The sequence below is a fragment of the Flavobacterium sp. GNP010 genome (assembly GCF_056428945.1).
On the sequence record NZ_JBWJVK010000004.1, the window covers coordinates 51,656 to 68,344 of the forward strand.

The 16,689-nt window shown below is 34.5% G+C and carries 12 protein-coding genes; 7 read left to right on the forward strand and 5 right to left on the reverse strand.

Translation table 11 applies throughout. The features are described 5' to 3' along the window. Positions 1-174 precede the first annotated feature (174 nt). The 3 genes from AC061C_RS02330 to AC061C_RS02340 form a co-directional block, all read right to left on the reverse strand. Entirely contained in the window at positions 175-1,122 is a 948-nt protein-coding gene (locus AC061C_RS02330; protein WP_478289929.1) for an ABC transporter ATP-binding protein, read from the reverse strand. Positions 1,123-1,225: 103 nt separating this feature from the next. Then, a complete protein-coding gene (locus AC061C_RS02335; protein WP_417970556.1) occupies positions 1,226-1,921 on the reverse strand; it encodes a YiaD family glycine zipper/OmpA-like lipoprotein in 696 nt (231 codons plus the stop codon). 17 nt (positions 1,922-1,938) lie between these two features. After that, on the reverse strand, positions 1,939-2,415 hold the full coding sequence (locus AC061C_RS02340; RefSeq protein ID WP_478289861.1) for a hypothetical protein: 477 nt from the start codon (positions 2,413-2,415) through the stop codon (positions 1,939-1,941). Positions 2,416-2,593: 178 nt separating this feature from the next. Here AC061C_RS02340 and htpG point away from each other — a divergent pair, with 178 nt between their 5' ends. From htpG to AC061C_RS02360, 4 genes are all read left to right on the forward strand, one after another. Next, positions 2,594-4,495 (forward strand): molecular chaperone HtpG, encoded by a 1,902-nt coding sequence (gene htpG / locus AC061C_RS02345; RefSeq protein ID WP_478289862.1) that lies wholly within the window; start codon positions 2,594-2,596, stop codon positions 4,493-4,495. A gap of 1,294 nt (positions 4,496-5,789) precedes the next feature. Next, the gene (locus AC061C_RS02350) at positions 5,790-6,389 is read left to right on the forward strand and encodes an REP-associated tyrosine transposase (protein ID WP_478289863.1); all 600 of its coding nucleotides are present in this window, start codon (positions 5,790-5,792) and stop codon (positions 6,387-6,389) included. Between the two features lie 248 nt (positions 6,390-6,637). Then, positions 6,638-7,249 (forward strand): porin family protein, encoded by a 612-nt coding sequence (locus AC061C_RS02355; protein WP_478289864.1) that lies wholly within the window; start codon positions 6,638-6,640, stop codon positions 7,247-7,249. A 338-nt stretch (positions 7,250-7,587) separates the two neighbouring features. Next, the gene (locus AC061C_RS02360) at positions 7,588-8,025 is read left to right on the forward strand and encodes a carboxypeptidase-like regulatory domain-containing protein (protein WP_478289865.1); all 438 of its coding nucleotides are present in this window, start codon (positions 7,588-7,590) and stop codon (positions 8,023-8,025) included. Positions 8,026-8,140: 115 nt separating this feature from the next. Here the strand turns inward: AC061C_RS02360 and AC061C_RS02365 are convergent, their stop codons facing one another. Next, complete coding sequence (locus AC061C_RS02365; protein ID WP_478289866.1) at positions 8,141-8,608, reverse strand: hypothetical protein; 468 nt, start codon at positions 8,606-8,608, stop codon at positions 8,141-8,143. Between the two features lie 497 nt (positions 8,609-9,105). Here AC061C_RS02365 and AC061C_RS02370 point away from each other — a divergent pair, with 497 nt between their 5' ends. Next, positions 9,106-12,357: a S41 family peptidase gene (locus AC061C_RS02370; RefSeq protein WP_478289867.1), complete on the forward strand. Its 3,252-nt coding sequence runs from the start codon at positions 9,106-9,108 to the stop codon at positions 12,355-12,357. Between the two features lie 314 nt (positions 12,358-12,671). On the opposite strand, the gene AC061C_RS02375 is transcribed toward AC061C_RS02370, so the two are convergent. Further along, on the reverse strand, positions 12,672-14,225 hold the full coding sequence (locus AC061C_RS02375) for a DUF2254 family protein (RefSeq protein WP_478289868.1): 1,554 nt from the start codon (positions 14,223-14,225) through the stop codon (positions 12,672-12,674). Between the two features lie 533 nt (positions 14,226-14,758). Here AC061C_RS02375 and AC061C_RS02380 point away from each other — a divergent pair. Both AC061C_RS02380 and AC061C_RS02385 read left to right on the forward strand, forming a co-directional pair. Further along, positions 14,759-16,051 carry a M20/M25/M40 family metallo-hydrolase gene (locus AC061C_RS02380; protein WP_478289869.1) on the forward strand — a complete coding sequence of 431 codons (1,293 nt, stop codon included), beginning with the start codon at positions 14,759-14,761 and terminating at the stop codon, positions 16,049-16,051. A gap of 185 nt (positions 16,052-16,236) precedes the next feature. Then, the gene (locus AC061C_RS02385) at positions 16,237-16,629 is read left to right on the forward strand and encodes a DUF2721 domain-containing protein (RefSeq protein WP_417979342.1); all 393 of its coding nucleotides are present in this window, start codon (positions 16,237-16,239) and stop codon (positions 16,627-16,629) included. The last annotated feature ends 60 nt before the right edge of the window (positions 16,630-16,689 follow it).

A 16,689-nucleotide genomic window follows, 5' to 3' on the forward strand; every position in this document is an offset into this window, starting at 1 on the left:
GTGGGTATTCCATCGTCTCTAGTGATTAGTTTTTAGTTATTGCTAATTAATTATCAAGTGATTTAGAAGTTAAAGCAAAACCCCAAAATCGGACTGATTTTGGGGTTTTGCTTTTATAGCTATTTTGAGCAAGTAATAACTGAACACTAAATACTATTAACTGAACACTTATTTTCAGGATAACATCAAAAACACTTCTTGGTTGAGTTCTAATTCCGTGTCATGGTCAAAGAAAATGGCTCTTCGTTCAAAAGCGGCTTTGACTAAATAATGACTTCCTTTAAAATAGCATTGCTTTACTACTGCTTTCATAATAGCGTTATCTACCACTCGCAATTGATGCGGACGCAACAAAAGCGCTTCATCTTCATCGTCTTCTAAATCTATTAATTGCGACAATTTCAACTCATTGACCTCTCCAAAAAGAGAGGCAACATACTTATTTGTTGGATTTTCATATATCGTTTTTGAATCCCCTTTGGCAACAATTTTTCCGTTTTGAATCACAATGGTTTCATCCGAAAAAGACAAGGCATCGGTGCTGTCATGGGTGGCAATAATACAAGTAATTCCTTTTTTCTTCAAGTAGGCAAACAAATTGCGTCGTAACGCATTTTTTCTAAAATTATCAATGTGACTAAAGGGCTCATCCAACAATAAAATTTCTGGCTCCAACGCAAGAACTTTAGCCAAAGCTACTCTTTGCTGTTGTCCGCCGCTCAGGTCTTTTGCTTTAACCTTAGCATACTCTGTCATTTCAACCATTTCTAAGAGCTCTTGAATTCTAAGTTTCTTGATCGGTAAAAATGAATTCGATAAAAACTTCCCCACATTTTCCTCTACAGTTGTGTACGGCATTAAATCAAAATCTTGAGCTAAGTACTTGATGTAATCTACCCCAGGGATTAGGTTGTATTTTGGTCCTAAAATGGGTTTTTCATTGTACGTTATGGCACCACTATTTAAATCATATAATCCATAAATAAGCTTGAGCAAGGTGCTTTTTCCGCAGCCGCTCTCTCCTATTAGTGCAATGTTTTGACCGCTCTCTATTGTACAACTTATATTTTCAATAACGGGCTTATCAGTGTAAGCAAACGTTATGTCTTTAATCTCTAGCATCATCTGTGTTTAAAGCTGCAAATTTACAATGTTTATTCAAATTTAGGCACAAAAAAAGGCTGCTTCTTAACGAAACAGCCCTTGTTTTTAAAGTACTTTTTGCTTAGTTTTTCACTTCAGCTTCAGCATCTTTTTTCATTTTTTCGTTTGCAGTGATTGCAAATTCCACACGACGGTTCATTGTTCTACCTTCAACTGTTTCATTAGAAGCAATTGGGTCAGCAATTCCTAAACCAGTTACTTGAAATCTGCTAGAAGCAACTCCTTTACTGTTCAAATAGTTTTTTACTGAAGCCGCTCTTTCTCCTGAAAGTTTCAAGTTATAATCTGCTGGACCTGTACTATCTGTATACCCATAAATAGTGATATCTGTATCTGGATATTCCTTAAAAACAGGAACTAATTTATCTAAATTTGCTTTTGCAGTAGAAGTCAAAGACGATTTATTGGTATTAAAACGTACTGCATTTTCATTTAATACTAATTTAATTCCTTCTCCTACACGCACCACCTCAGCTCCTGGAAGTACGGCATCAATTTCTCTAGCTTGCTTGTCCATTTTGTTACCAATAACTCCACCGGCAACACCACCAATAACACCACCTAAAACAGCTCCTACTGCACCATTACCACCTTTACCAAGATTGTTCCCAAGAACTCCTCCTAATACCGCTCCTGCAACAGCACCTATTCCTGCTCCTCTTTGCGTTTTATTTGTATTTTTTACTGCTTCACAACTTGTGAATATTGATCCTATAACCATTATTGTTGCCATTGCAACTATTGAAATCTTTTTCATATCTAAATATTATTTAATTAGTTTGCTTTTTGAAATTGGTATACCACATCGATTGTTTTTCCTTCCACTATCCCTTTGTCAAGTAATTGGAATGAAGTCTCTGTTTGATTAGCTACATTTAAGACATATCCGTCTCTAACTTTTCTTGCTTTTTCACCAGCATTAAGTACCTTTAGAACAAACTGACCTTGCTTGTTTACAAACCAAGTAATTGGTGAACTAAATGAGGTGCAATTTGCGCTTGCTAATGACATTGTCCCTTTGTTATTATTTGAAACTAATTTCCAGTTACTACCTACAAAACATTGAGAGTCTGCAAGGTCAAAAGAGTTTACTTTAATGTATTCAGAACCTGGATAGGTTACAGAGCTAACCGTCCAGTTCCCTTTCATTGCTACTTGAACTTTATTATTTGTATTTGTACCCGTAACTGATTTTGACTTACATGCAAAAACCAATACTGCTAATGTGCAAAGTAAAATTATTTTTCTCATTTTCTTAAATTTTAATGAATTAATACTTACACAAATATACAAATGAACCCAATCAAATTGTTTCAGAATTTTATCAAATTGTATCATAATTAACACTTACGACAATTTGTCACTTCCATTACAATTGGTATTCTATTTGAAGACTAAATAGCATTAAAATAAACTTAAAACACAAAATATGACAACAGGTAAAATTAATGTTTCGGTTGAAAACATCTTTCCCTTAATCAAGAAATTTTTATACAGTGATCACGAAATTTTCTTGAGAGAATTGATTTCGAATGGTACTGATGCCACTCTAAAATTAAAACACCTAACCAGCATTGGCGAAGCCAAAGTAGAGTACGGAAACCCAATTATCGAAATCAAAGTCGATAAAGAAGGTAAAAAAATTCACATTATTGACCAAGGTTTGGGAATGACTGCAGAAGAGGTTGAAAAATACATCAACCAAGTAGCTTTTTCTGGAGCCGAAGAGTTTTTAGACAAATACAAAGATTCTGCTAAAGATTCTGGAATTATTGGTCACTTTGGTCTTGGTTTCTACTCTGCTTTTATGGTAGCGGAGAAAGTAGAAATCATCACTAAATCATTCAAAGACGAGCCTGCTGCACACTGGACTTGCGACGGAAGCCCCGAATTCACATTAGAACCAGCCGACAAAACGACTCGTGGTACTGAAATCATTTTGCACATTGCCGAGGATTCACTGGAGTTCTTAGAAGATTCAAAAATCAAAGGCTTACTGAATAAGTATAATAAATTCATGCCTATTCCAATTAAATTTGGAACCAAAACTGAAAAAATTGAACAAAAAAAGGGTGAAGAAGTTGCTGCTGAAGATGTAGAAAAAACGTTTACAGAAGTAGAAGTTGACAACATCATCAACAACCCAAATCCAGCTTGGACCAAGCAACCAACGGATTTAACTCCAGAAGATTACAAAACATTCTACCATGAGTTGTACCCTATGCAATTTGAGGAGCCGTTGTTTCACATACACTTAAACGTAGATTACCCGTTTAACTTAACAGGTATTTTGTACTTCCCAAAATTAGGATCTGATTTACAAATCCAGAAAGATAAAATCCAGTTGTACCAAAATCAAGTGTACGTAACGGATAACGTAGAAGGAATTGTTCCTGAGTTCTTGATGATGCTAAAAGGTGTGGTCGATTCTCCAGATATTCCCTTAAACGTATCGCGTTCAGGCTTGCAAGCAGATGCTGCCGTTAAAAAAATATCGAACTACATCACCCGTAAAGTTGCCGATAAATTAAAATCATTATTCACTGAAAGTCGGGAAGATTTTGAGCAAAAATGGAACGATATCAAAATCGTTTTAGAGTACGGAATGCTATCTGAGGATAAATTCTACGAAAAAGCAGGTGCTTTTGTTTTATACCCAACAGTTGACGATAAATATTTTACTTTAGAAGAATTAAAAGAAAATCTTGCTGCCAATCAAACTGATAAAGATGGCAAGTTAGTAGTATTATATGCCGGAAATAAAGAAGCGCAGCACTCGTATATAGAAATTGCAAAAGAAAAAGGCTACGAAGTACTATTGCTAGACTCTCCTATTATTTCGCACTTAATTCAAAAAATAGAAGGCGATAACAGCAACCTGACTTTTGTACGTGTCGATTCAGACCATATCGATAATTTGATCAAGAAAGAGGAAACAACGATTTCTAAATTATCTGAGGAAGAGCAAACTAACTTGAAAACGGTTTTAGAAACTATAGTTCCAAAACAAACCTACAGTGTGCAACTGGAAGCACTAGACAGCAACTCAGCGCCATTCATCATCACGCAACCAGAATTCATGCGTAGAATGAAAGAAATGAGCCAAAGCGGCGGTGGCGGAATGTTTGGGATGGGCAACATGCCAGAAATGTACAATTTAGTAGTAAACACCAACTCTGAATTGGCAACAAGCATCCTAAACAACAAAGACAAAGGCGCTCAAGAAAGTTTAGTAAAACAAGCGCTAGACTTAGCTAAATTATCGCAAAACCTATTAAAAGGCGAAGCTTTAACTGCTTTCGTGAAAAGAAGTTTCGAGTTGATTAAATAAATATTAGATTTTTAGATCGTTAGATTTTTAGAGTAAACCTGCAAGCGACCCCGAAGTATCGGGACTTGCAGGTTTTTTTTTTGGGGAGCACAGCAGGCATTTTTAGCAGGCGTTTATTCCCGCTATGCGCTACACCCGAGCGAAGCGAACTGACGAAGTAATCTTTGCTTTTAGCTACCGCCACCGCAAAGGATTTCTGCTGCTATCGGGGCTATTTGAGACGGATAATTTTTACAAACTCGTTTTTTTTAAAAATACAATTTGTAAGATTATTTTAATATATTTGAGAAATGAATAAGGCGAGATGGAACTTTTATAATTCCGCAAAATTGGTGGAGTTGGGAAGGTTTGTTACACCAATTTTAAGTAACCAGTAATAGAAAACGAAACCTTGCAGAAAATGAAAATCTCCAAAATTTTATTAGAAACTATTCTTCCTATTACAATTGGAGCAATAATTATTGTTGCATATTTTTTTATAACAGATAGATTCTTTCGAGAACCAGGTTTAGAAGATTGTGAAAGTTGTTATCCAAGTACCTTAGTATATTTAAAAAACATATTAGCGATTGTATTACCTATCAGTTTCTATCAAATAACTATTGGAAATTCGATACTCAAAAGAAATGGAAATAGTATGAAGCTGTGCTTTCTAAACACCATTGTATTTGCAATTTTAGTCCTTGGGATATTAATTGTGATAAATTTATTTCTAAGAAAACTTGAATGGGATTTCTATCCGATAATCTTTATAGCGCTTATTTTTTTGGGATTAATATTTACAGTACTAATTAGATTTAGTCGAAAAATATTTGCTGATAAATTTATAATTTAAGTTATATCAGCTACTCGAAGTGTTAAAAAAAACGTTCATATAAATCACTGCTATCGGGGCTATTTGAGAAGGATAATTTTTACAAAGTCGTTTTTTTAAACACAATTTGTAAGATTATTTTAATATATTTGAGAAATGAATAAAGTGAGATGGAACTTTTTTTGATTCAGCTAAACTGTTGGTATTGATAGATTTGAAATGCCAATTTGTAAGTTGGCAGTCAGACTACAACAGAATCAAAAAAAAAAAAAAAAAAAAAACACAATACAAGAAGTAGTAAAAGTAAATGAATATAAAATTTCAAGTTTTCGTAAGCCCAGCTGCTCGAAGTATTATTAAAAAAAACGTTATTTAAATTCTGGGCTGCTGTGCGAATGTCTCTGACTTCGCACCCACTCCAATAGGCAACAAACACAATTTTTTACAAATACGATAAATAATTACATTTGATAAAAAGCAATGTCAGAAGGATATAAAATAAGAGACCAAACTTTACCGCATTTTATAACTATCACCGTTGTAGATTGGATTGATGTTTTTACCAGACAAACTTATAAAGATGTAATAATTGAAAGTTTAGATTATTGCATCCAGAATAAAGGAATGATTTTGTTCGGATATGTCATAATGAGTAATCATATCCACATGATAATACAATCACAAGAAGCAACACTATCTGACTTAATTAGAGATTTCAAAAAATTTACAGCCAAATCAATTTTAGAGAAAATTCAAAATAGCCCTGAAAGCAGAAGAGATTGGATGTTGGAACGCTTTAAATTGGCAACCGAAAGTCATTCCAGAAACAAAAATTATCAGTTGTGGCAATATGGCAATCATCCAGAAGAAGTGTATAGCAACAAGTTTATGTGGACAAAGCTAGATTATATTCACCTGAATCCTGTTAGGGCTGGAATTGTCGAGAAAGCTTCGCATTATGTTTATTCCAGTGCCAGTACTTATGTTTCCGATTCAGGATTATTGAAAATAGAAAAAGCAGACACTCCAATTGTTGATGTTCTGAATTTAAATAATTTTACCAAATACAATGAATATTGAGTTTGATAAAGTTGGAACGGCATATAGGAATGGGTGCGAAGTCAGAGACATTCGCACAGCAACTAGTTCTAATAACATTTTGTGCTAAAAAGGAAGACTTCGGGGTGGGGGGACTTTCCCCAAAAAGAATTTTAATTGTAGTTTAAATCACATATATTTACTCACTCATTAACAAAATAAAGTTCGTTTAGAGGTTTTTAGACGAACTGCCTTTAACAGTAATTACAAACCTAAAGTCTTTAAAAAAAATGAAAAAAATTATCCTTATTATTATGTTTTTTATGTTATTTAATTATTCAAAAGCACAGAATTTAAACTATGGAACAATTCTAGGATTTAATGCTTATGATGTTGAAATTGATGGTCCAATAAATGCTGGTGCAGGATATAGTGGAGTGAATTTCGGAGGGTTTTTAGAATATCAACTTAATAATAGTTTTGGAGTTAGAGGAAACTTGATATATAGTAGTGTGAAAGAAGATAATTATTATTTATTAAATGGAAATCAATTTGGAGGGGATTTGTTTAAAGAGTCTGAAATAAAATCTTTGCAAATACATACACTTCTGAGATATGATGTTAATAAAGAATATAATAAGGGATTCTATTTGATTGGTGGTTTTAGAATGACAAACATTTTGAATGCTAAATTTGATGGACAAGAAAATGATAATTTTTATAAAAAAGTCATTTTCGGCGGAATGCTAGGTTTTGGTGTAAATTTTGCAAAACATTTTGGCATTGAATTCATTCCAGAAGTTAATTTAACTAACACAATTGATTCAGAAAATAACAAGTCCAAAAATTTTGGAGCCTATTTAAACTTAACAGTAAATTTAGAATCGATAATTAATAAATAACTACTGCCAACATGTAGAGATTCGTTGCGTGCGTAGCAAGAACAATAAAACCCTGTTAGGGCTGGAATTGTCGAGAAAGCTTCTCATTACGTTTATTCCAGCGCCATCAATTATGTTTCTGATTCAGGATTATTGAAAATAGAAAAAGCAGATACTCCAATTGTTGATGTTATGAATTTGAATAATTTTACCAAATACAATGAATATTGAGTTTGATAAAATTGGAGCGGCAAATAGGAATGGGTGCGAAGTCAGAGACATTCGCACAGCAACTAGTTCTAATAACATTTTGTGCAAAAAAGGAAGACTTCCGGGACCGGGGGTTAAAAACGTAAGTTATGAGACAAAAAACAGTATTTCTTTTTTTTATTACAATTGTATTAACGTTTACTAGATGTTCATCAATTGAAAAAGGCCTAATCCCTACATACAATAAAGGTGGGTATAAAATCATTCCAAATAACACAATAAGTACAAATGATTCTGACGAAATTAATATTAGTGGTAAAGTATTGGATGTGTCAACAGGTAAACCGATTGTCAATGCTACATTAACAGCTACATGTTTTAAAACTAATGTTTCATCTAAAGGAGAATACTCTTTTAAAACTGAAAAATCTACATACAAAAGTTTTTTTATAACCGCTTATGCAATTGGTTATAAAACAATAGAAACTAATTTTATTGATTTAAGTAATAATATAGAGGTGAATTTTTACTTAATTGAAGACGACAAACCTTTTATTCATTGCGAAGGCATTAGAAATAATAAATAATCTATTTTTTATTCCGCTGGCATTCGTTTGCAATGAGAGTCTACTTACCCTGCTAAAACAAATAAAGCCGTTTTTTCTGAACTAGAAAAAACGGCTTTTTACAAAGATCAATATATTAAAAAAGGCCTAATCGTACGCTAGGAGCACGCACTCCTATTTGTGTACGTACCGAAGTATTGCTTGGTCTTCTTTGATAATTTCTTTGATCATATTCATAATAATAAAATCCTGCGTATCCATAAAAGGCATCGCTGTGATGACAATGGGAATCACAATGAGAATGATGCGTTGTATAAACATCTTCCTTGCTGGCAATATAGGCCTGATACGCTTTTCTATTCTTTTTCTTTAACTCCTTTTCGTACTCTTTTTGCTCTTTCCAGAAAGCTTTTTCTTCGGCTTTGGTTTTGGCAGTAAAAGTCAACTCATAATTAGCATCTTCTCTGCCCCTTTGCTGATAATATGTAATTTTATCCGCATTGAAATTTACATTTGTTTCACTTTTTACACTGGCTTCTTGTGCATGTGCAGTTGCTATTGTTCCCAAAAAAAGTAGGATCAGTAAAGATTTAATTGTTTTCATGATTATAATTTTTTGTTACAGTTACTATCTTTTTTATTTCTAGCTTCAATAGTAAGACAACTAGAAAGTATTTTACCCTACCTAAGAATAGTATTATTTCAAAAAAGTATTAAAAAACTGCACGGTAATCCTTCACTTTTAAGCATATGCTAATTTGCAATGCTTGCCAATGAACGAGACTTAAACTTAACTAAACCACTATGGACTTAAAGTCCATAGATTTTGTTTGGCAGACTGAAAGTCTGCGAGGTTAAAATGTAAAATCCACCGCAAATTCGCAAATTTAAAGACTTGCAACGTAAAAAATAATTTGCGAATTTGCGGTAAATATTTTTAGAACCTGAAAGGGAAATGCACTAAAGTACATAGTTTTAACTATTTTTGAGACCAATAAAATCTTCTCCTTTTTTGCTTTTTCAAATCTCAAAAAAACAAAGTAAACCTGTAACAAAATCTCAAAATAAGCTACTAAATAAAGAACCAAACTCTTATTACTTATGAATTTAAAATCATCTCTATATTGTGGCTTATTGTTAGTAGCAAGCACAGTATCATTCGCACAAGATGCCCTCTGGTTGCGCCATCCCGCGCTATCGCCTGATGGCAAAAACATTGCTTTTGGCTATAAAGGCGATATTTATGTAGTCAATGCCCAAGGTGGTACTGCAGTTCCTATTACCATTCATGAAGGACATGACATGATGCCCATATGGAGCAAAGATGGAAAGCAAATTGCTTTTGCTAGTGACCGCTACGGTAATTTTGATGTGTTTACGCTACCCGTAACCGGAGGAACTCCTACCCGACTAACCTTTAATTCAGCGGCTGATTATCCGTATGATTTTTCACCTGATAGTAAAAATGTATTATTTGGTTCTAGCCGTCAAACAAGCAGCAATAACATTCATTTTTACTCGCCGCGTTTGTTCCAAAACTTATATACAGTTGCGGCAACTGGCGGAAAACCGGTGTTAGTTACTGAGGGCGGAATAGAATATGCTCGCTACAATGCAGCTGGAAATCAAATTGTTTTTCAAGACCGCAAAGGGTACGAAGATGCCTTACGTAAACACCACACCAGCAGCGTAACGCGTGATATTTGGGTATTTGACGTCAATAAAAAAACCTACACGCAGTTAAGCACTTACGAAGGTGAAGACCGCGAACCGGTATACAGCAACGACAATCAACATATTTTCTTTTTGAGCGAAGCCGATGGCAGCAATCAAAATATTTTCAAGCAAAATCTATCTGCTAAAACAGCAACGGCCTTAACTACTTTCAAAAACAATCCGGTACGCCATTTAAGTGTGGCACAAGACAATACTTTGTGCTTTTCGCAAGACGGTGAAATTTATACTTTGAAAGAAGGTCAAAGCCCACAAAAAGTAAAAATTACAATCCAAAATGATGGCAAAGGCAATGTAGAGAAAAACGTACCTATTGCAGGTTCTATTTCAGAGTTTGTGCCAAGTCCAAACGGAAAAGAAATTGCAATTGTTTCTAGAGGCGAAATTTTTGTTACCAATGCCGATGGTGGAAGTACCAAAAGAATTACCAACACACCAGAGCAAGAGCGCCACGTGCAATGGTCACCAGACAATAAAACGCTGATTTACGCTTCAGAGCGTGGTGAAAGTTGGGATCTTTACACCGCCAAAGTAGAACGAAAAGAAGAAGCTTATTTTTATTCAGCTACCTTAATTAAAGAAGAAAAACTAATTCCTTCTGATAAGGAAGAGTTTATGCCTAAATTTAGCCCAGACGGCAAAGAAATTGCTTTTGTTGAAGAGCGCAATATTGTTCGTGTCTACAATTTGGCTAGCAAAACTTCAAGAACCATTTTACCGGAAGGTAGAAACCACAGTTATTCTGATGGCGATTTTGGTTTCAATTGGAGCGACGATAGCAAATGGCTTTTTGTAGATGATAGCATGGGGAATTTTAATGCAACCCATACCGCGATGATCAAAGCCGATGGTTCTGAAACTAAATACCCAATTATGAGTGGTTTTGGCGAAGATGCGGCCAAGCAACAAATGAAAGGCAAAGCGCTTGCTTGGTTAAGCAGCAAAGAAGGTCGAAAATCATTGGCCAATCAAGGCAGTAGAGAACTCGATGTGTACGCCGTATTTTTCGATAAAAAAGACTTTGAAAATTTTAAATTATCCAAAGAAGAAGCGGCACTTGCCAAAGAAATAAAAGACAAAGAGAAAGAAGTCGAAGACAAAAAAACGACATCTAGCACTGACAAAAACAAGAAAGACACTCCTAAAAAAGAGGATGTAGTAGTTTGGAATCCAGATTTGACTGATCTTGAAACCAGAAAAGTGCGTGTAACCATCAACAGCTCATCTATTGCTGATTTTGTATTTAATGATGACGGAAGTAAACTGTTCTATTTAGCTTCTTTTGAAAAAGGATTCGATCTTTGGGTAACCGATACCAAAACCAAAGAAACTAAGATTTTGGCCAAACTAGGATCATCTCCAAGTACCTTATTTTTGAGTAAGGACAATAAAACATTGTTTGTACGAAACGAAGGAGGCTTATCTAAAATTGAAACCGAAAGTGGTAAAATTACGGGGATCAGTGTATCGGCAGAGATGGTTTTAAACACCGAAGCAGAGCGCAACTACATTTTCAATCACATGTGGAGACAGACCGCTAAGAAATTTTACGACCCAAAATTACATGGCGTAGATTGGAAAATGTATAAAGAAACTTATGCTAAATTTTTACCACACATCAATAACAACTATGATTTTCAAGAATTATTGAGTGAAATTTTAGGAGAACTCAACGCCTCACACACCGGAGGACGCTACAGTTTTACGCCTCCTAATATGGATGCTACCGCATGTTTGGGTTTGCTATACGATGAAAAAAATGCCGCTGACGGTTTAAAAGTTACTGAGGTTATCGTAGGCGGGCCTTTTGATAAAACAGGCTTAAAGCTTAAAGCAGGCGCCACTATCAACAAAATTGACAACGAACCAATTACTGCAAATACGGATTGGGCTAAGTTTTTGAACAGAAAAACAGGTAAATTAATACTAATTTCTGGTGTTGATGCTAATGGTGTGGCGTTTCAAGAATCGGTGAAGCCGATTTCATTTGGTGAAGAATCGGGTTTAATGTACAACCGTTGGATTCGTAAGATGAATCAAATTACTGAAAAATTGAGTAACGGTAAAGTAGGCTACGTACACGTACAAGGAATGAATGACGGTAGTTTTAGAGAAGTTTTTGACCAAGTAATGGGCAAAAATTTCGAAAAAGAAGCTTTGATTGTAGACACTCGTTTTAATGGTGGTGGCTGGTTACACGATGATTTGAATACCTTATTGAGCGGCAAACGCTACCTTGAATTTGCACCACAAGGCAACCGATTAAAAGATGCAGAACCATTAGGTAGATGGACCAAACCAAGTTGTGTATTAATGAGCGAAGGCAATTATTCAGATGCATTTATTTTCCCATATGTGTACAAGCAAAACGGAATTGGGAAATTAATTGGAATGGGCGTACCAGGAACAGGAACCGCCGTTTGGTGGGAAACACAAATTGATCCTACTTTAGTTTTCGGAATTCCAATGGTTGCTACTATCGGAAAAGAAAACAGACCTACTGAAAACTTACAAGTAAATCCAGATATTCCAGTTGCATTGAAATACGAAGATTATTTGAACGGACAAGACAAGCAATTAGAAAGAGCTGTTGAAGAAATGCTAAAAACCATTAAATAAGATGTGAATTTTAGAAATTTCATTCAAAATTTAAGCAACACTTATTAAACTAAAATAAAGAGAGGCTGTTCCAAATTAACTTTGGAAAGCCTCTCTTTTTAGTTTACTTATTGTACAATTCTATAAAAACAAACACCGATCGTGCAAATTTACAATCCATGCTCGCATGGTATATCGGACAAAAGAAATCCTCAATTTAAAATTAAAAAAAAGAGTCCTAAACCATTGACCATTGGAATGCGCATGGATTACAAATCCTCTGACGGTTTCCAAATAAGACAAGAATCTTCAATCGCAAACTTGCAGGTTTTTTTTTATGCTATTTCATTTCCAATGTTATAAATAGTTTCGTCTACAGTTTTGAAGGCTTTTAGATATTCAATCGCCTCAATTTCAGCTCTTGTAATTTCATTATTATCCGAATAATGATTGTTTTCATAGTGTTTCAGAATGCCTTTTAACTCTAAAGTTTTTATTTGTTGTTTCGCTTTCTGATTAAAATTAGCCAACTCGACTTCAATAGTATTGAGTTTTTCCTTTGAGATTTTCAAATTCCCGTTTTCATAATTCGATAAATTGTAAATGGTCATCAACTCCATTTCGACTACTTGCTGAATCAAAATTTTTAAATGAAAAGGATTTTGTACTAAAGGCAGTATGATTCTAATTGATCTAAGAAGACGCTTAACAACTGTAGGATCGTACTTGCCCCACTGAAAAATTTGATCGTAGCAGAAATCTATAAACTCTTCAAAACTAAATTCGTTGACTTGTATATTTTTGGACTCGACAGCTCTAGAATCTATTGATGGAAATTCTTTCAAGGATAATTCTTTGGCTATTTCGCCTATTTGATCAATACAATTCAAACAAGTCGTAGGATCATTAACTGCTGGCGAAATTGCTTTGATGGCAATATCAACCAATTTGCGTACGCCAAAATTTATGTCTTGCGTATGACTCCTAAATTGCTCTACCTTGAACGCATCACGTACAATACTATTCACTTCCTGTCGCAATTCGGCTATTTGGTTGGATGCAATTTCCTGATTAAAAACCAATGCCAAAAGTACGGTTGTGTCTTTCATTATAAATTCGCCAACGATTGGTTTTTGATACGCATTCTCAAAATAAGGCGCCATTGCTGAACGTGAAATGTAAGTTGATAGTCTTTCTAATTTTTTATAATTCACACTGTCTAAGTAGCCTGATTCAAACGGACTCGCAATCTGGATTTTGAACTTATTAGGATCAATGAGAGAACGTTTGTTCAAGAGATTTTTACCCACACACCAGGTATCAGGATACAAAATATTAATTTCTTCAACCATATCAATCTTTATGCGATTCGTAATGCTGGCTACATTCATATTAATGCTCAAATAGGTAATCATCCTAGGATAAGACCAAGCCAAACCATAAAAAGCAAAAAGGGAACCCACAAAAAGTGTTAAAAGAAAAGGAGTTTGAGGAAAAAACACCGATACTAATTGCGGCAAAACACAAAGCGAAATAGTACCTACAAATAAGCCCACAAACTTTTGCATTTTAAAATCATTGACTAAAAAATGCCTCAAAATTCTGGGAGAAAATTGCGACGAAGCCAATTGCATTACCACAAATATCACTGAAAACGTAGTAAGTGAAATCCCGATAAGAATAGATATCAAGATATTAGCTACCCCTACTAAGCGCGTGTAAGTTTCTAGTATATTTAATTGAAAAAGCAATCCAAAATTAACATGGTATTCTAGAAACATCAAAGCCGATCCAATAAAGAGGGCATAAACAGCACTTAAAAAGGTCCCGAGATCTTTCAATCGGTGAATGAATATTTTTTTAAGCGTGTATTTTAGTTTATGTCTCATGGTCTATCTATAAAAAGTAAAACTACTAAAAATCAATTTACAAACGTTGATAATCTTTCGATACAAAAACAACATTTCTTTAAAAATTAACATTTCAAAATTATGGCTCCAAGTAACTCTTTTTACTGGAATCTTATTTACATTTAATGGGAATAAACCAGCAAAATTGAGTTATATATTTATGCTAAAATGTATTTACTGATCTCGGTTTTACAATCCGTGCCCGCAAAGTTGAACAAACAATTCAAGTAAAAAAGTTATATTTTTTAAAACTAAGAAAATTATTTTACGTTAAGATTTGTAGCATTCCTGCTTGGTTAAAACATCGCGTTTTTTTGTTGCCAATTAGAGTGATACAGCATAAACAAAAGCGATAGCGAACTGAAGAGGTATTTCGGCGCTACTGGAGTTTTCTTATTTGGAAAATGAAATAGAAATTTTTGATTAGATTTGTTTTAACATGAAGCCTTTGTAGCTGTGAATTGCAAGTTCTCGCGACCAGAAGGATAATTAGAATTTTAAAATGTACCATAATGAAGAAAATACTCCTATCACTTTGTTTTTTAATTGCTTTTATCAATGGCAAAGCACAAAATTTATCTAATACAGAAAAAAAGATCGTTGCCTATGTCAATGAGCATTTGCCAGAAACTAAAGATTTACTTGTAAAAACAGTCAACATCAATAGTGGAACATTAAATATTGAAGGTGTAAAAAAAGTAGGCGCCATTTACAGTGCAGAGCTTGAAAAAGCTGGACTTAAAAGCGAATGGGTAAGCTTGCCAGATAGTTTGCAACGAGCTGGTCATTTAGTGGCCACCAAAAAAGGAACTAAGGGAAAACGTATCTTTATTATTGGGCATTTAGATACGGTTTTTGAACCAAATATGCCTGCCAATAATTGGACAATGTTAAATGACTCAACAGCTACAGGGCAAGGTGCTATTGATATGAAAGGGGGTGATGTAGTAGTTATTGCAGCATTGCAAGCCTTAAAAAATTTAGGCTTATTAGACAAAGCATCAATAATAGTTTATTTTACAGGAGATGAAGAAAGAGCTGGTCTACCCATTAGCGTAAGCCGTAAAGATTTTATAACACGAGCTCAGCAATGTGATGTAGCATTAGGTTTTGAAACAGCCATGGGTCTCAACACGGTTACAACAGCTCGTCGTGGAGCTAGCAGCTGGACATTAAATGTGACTGCCAAAACTGGCCACTCTCAGGGTATTTTCAGTAGTAATTCTGGCTATGGTGCTATTTATGAATCTGCAAGAATTTTAAATGATTTTCGTTTGCAATTGAGTCAAGAAAAGTATTTGACCTTTAATCCAGGATTGATAGTTGGCGGCTCAGAAATGAATTATGATGCTGATAAAGCCAAAGGTGATGCAATAGGTAAAACAAATATCATTTCGCCTACAGTTACCGTTGTTGGTGATTTACGTTTCTTGACCGAAGAACAAAAAGAAACAGCCAGAGAAAAAATGAAAGCTATTGTAGCCAATAATCTAAATGGCACAAAGGCTACAATTAGTTTTAGCGATGGTATACCTGGAATGGCTCCAAAAGATGGTAATAATCGCTTACTTGCTACTATTAGTACTATTTCTCAAGACATGGGAATAGGTAAAACAGTTGCCGGCGACCCAGGTTCTAGAGGTGCCGGCGATATTTCGTATATAGCAAAATATGTAGATTGTATAGATGGTTTAGGTTCTTCTGGAAGGGGTGCTCATGCTGCTGGTGAAACTATTAACCTAAAAGAATTTCCGTATTTAATTCAACGAGCTGCGATTTTAATTTACAGATTAACGCAAAATTAAAAGACATTTACAGCTTTCTTTAGGAGTAGGAGTTTACAATTGTATGGAATTGAATTCCATTTAAGAATAAACAAGCCTACTTTAGAAAACGCTCAATGTAAAGCAATTAACAACTTTTGTACATAAGAAAGTAGTTATCCCAATTTGTTTATCGAAATTTGCATCTTCAATTTAAACGATCAAAAATGATATTACAAATAGAAACTCCTGCCCTACTTTTTGGTGCTACTTCGCTAATTTTACTGGCGTATACCAATCGTTTCTTGACACTTGCTACTATTGTACGTGGGCTGAAAAAAACATATAAAGAAAAAGCAAACGACCTGATTTTATTAGAAATCAAAAATCTAAACTTGCGCTTAACCCTTATTCGAAATATGCAATTAGCGGGCGTATTGAGTTTATTTCTATCTGTTTTCGCAATGTTACTCTTATTTTTAGAGCAACAAACCGCTGGTGTTTATCTTTTTGGGATGAGTTTATTGGGATTATTGATTTCCTTGGGATTATCATTTTGGGAAATCAGTATTTCTGTGAATGCCTTACGTTTGCATTTAAGTGACTTGATGCATAAATAAGCACCTGATTTTACAAAAAAGAGCTGTAAAATAATCTTACAGCTCTTTTAAAAATTATTG

Bases quoted from the DNA above. Each gene is read 5' to 3' on its own strand.
- htpG (WP_478289862.1), top strand. From the start codon at position 2,594: ATGACAACAGGTAAAATTAATGTTTCGGTTGAAAACATCTTTCCCTTA.
- AC061C_RS02340 (WP_478289861.1), bottom strand. From the start codon at position 2,415: ATGAGAAAAATAATTTTACTTTGCACATTAGCAGTATTGGTTTTTGCA.
- AC061C_RS02375 (WP_478289868.1), bottom strand. From the start codon at position 14,225: ATGAGACATAAACTAAAATACACGCTTAAAAAAATATTCATTCACCGA.
- AC061C_RS02350 (WP_478289863.1), top strand. From the start codon at position 5,790: ATGTCAGAAGGATATAAAATAAGAGACCAAACTTTACCGCATTTTATA.
- AC061C_RS02360 (WP_478289865.1), top strand. From the start codon at position 7,588: ATGAGACAAAAAACAGTATTTCTTTTTTTTATTACAATTGTATTAACG.
- AC061C_RS02370 (WP_478289867.1), top strand. From the start codon at position 9,106: ATGAATTTAAAATCATCTCTATATTGTGGCTTATTGTTAGTAGCAAGC.
- AC061C_RS02380 (WP_478289869.1), top strand. From the start codon at position 14,759: ATGAAGAAAATACTCCTATCACTTTGTTTTTTAATTGCTTTTATCAAT.
- AC061C_RS02335 (WP_417970556.1), bottom strand. From the start codon at position 1,921: ATGAAAAAGATTTCAATAGTTGCAATGGCAACAATAATGGTTATAGGA.
- AC061C_RS02330 (WP_478289929.1), bottom strand. From the start codon at position 1,122: ATGCTAGAGATTAAAGACATAACGTTTGCTTACACTGATAAGCCCGTT.
- AC061C_RS02385 (WP_417979342.1), top strand. From the start codon at position 16,237: ATGATATTACAAATAGAAACTCCTGCCCTACTTTTTGGTGCTACTTCG.
- AC061C_RS02355 (WP_478289864.1), top strand. From the start codon at position 6,638: ATGAAAAAAATTATCCTTATTATTATGTTTTTTATGTTATTTAATTAT.
- AC061C_RS02365 (WP_478289866.1), bottom strand. From the start codon at position 8,608: ATGAAAACAATTAAATCTTTACTGATCCTACTTTTTTTGGGAACAATA.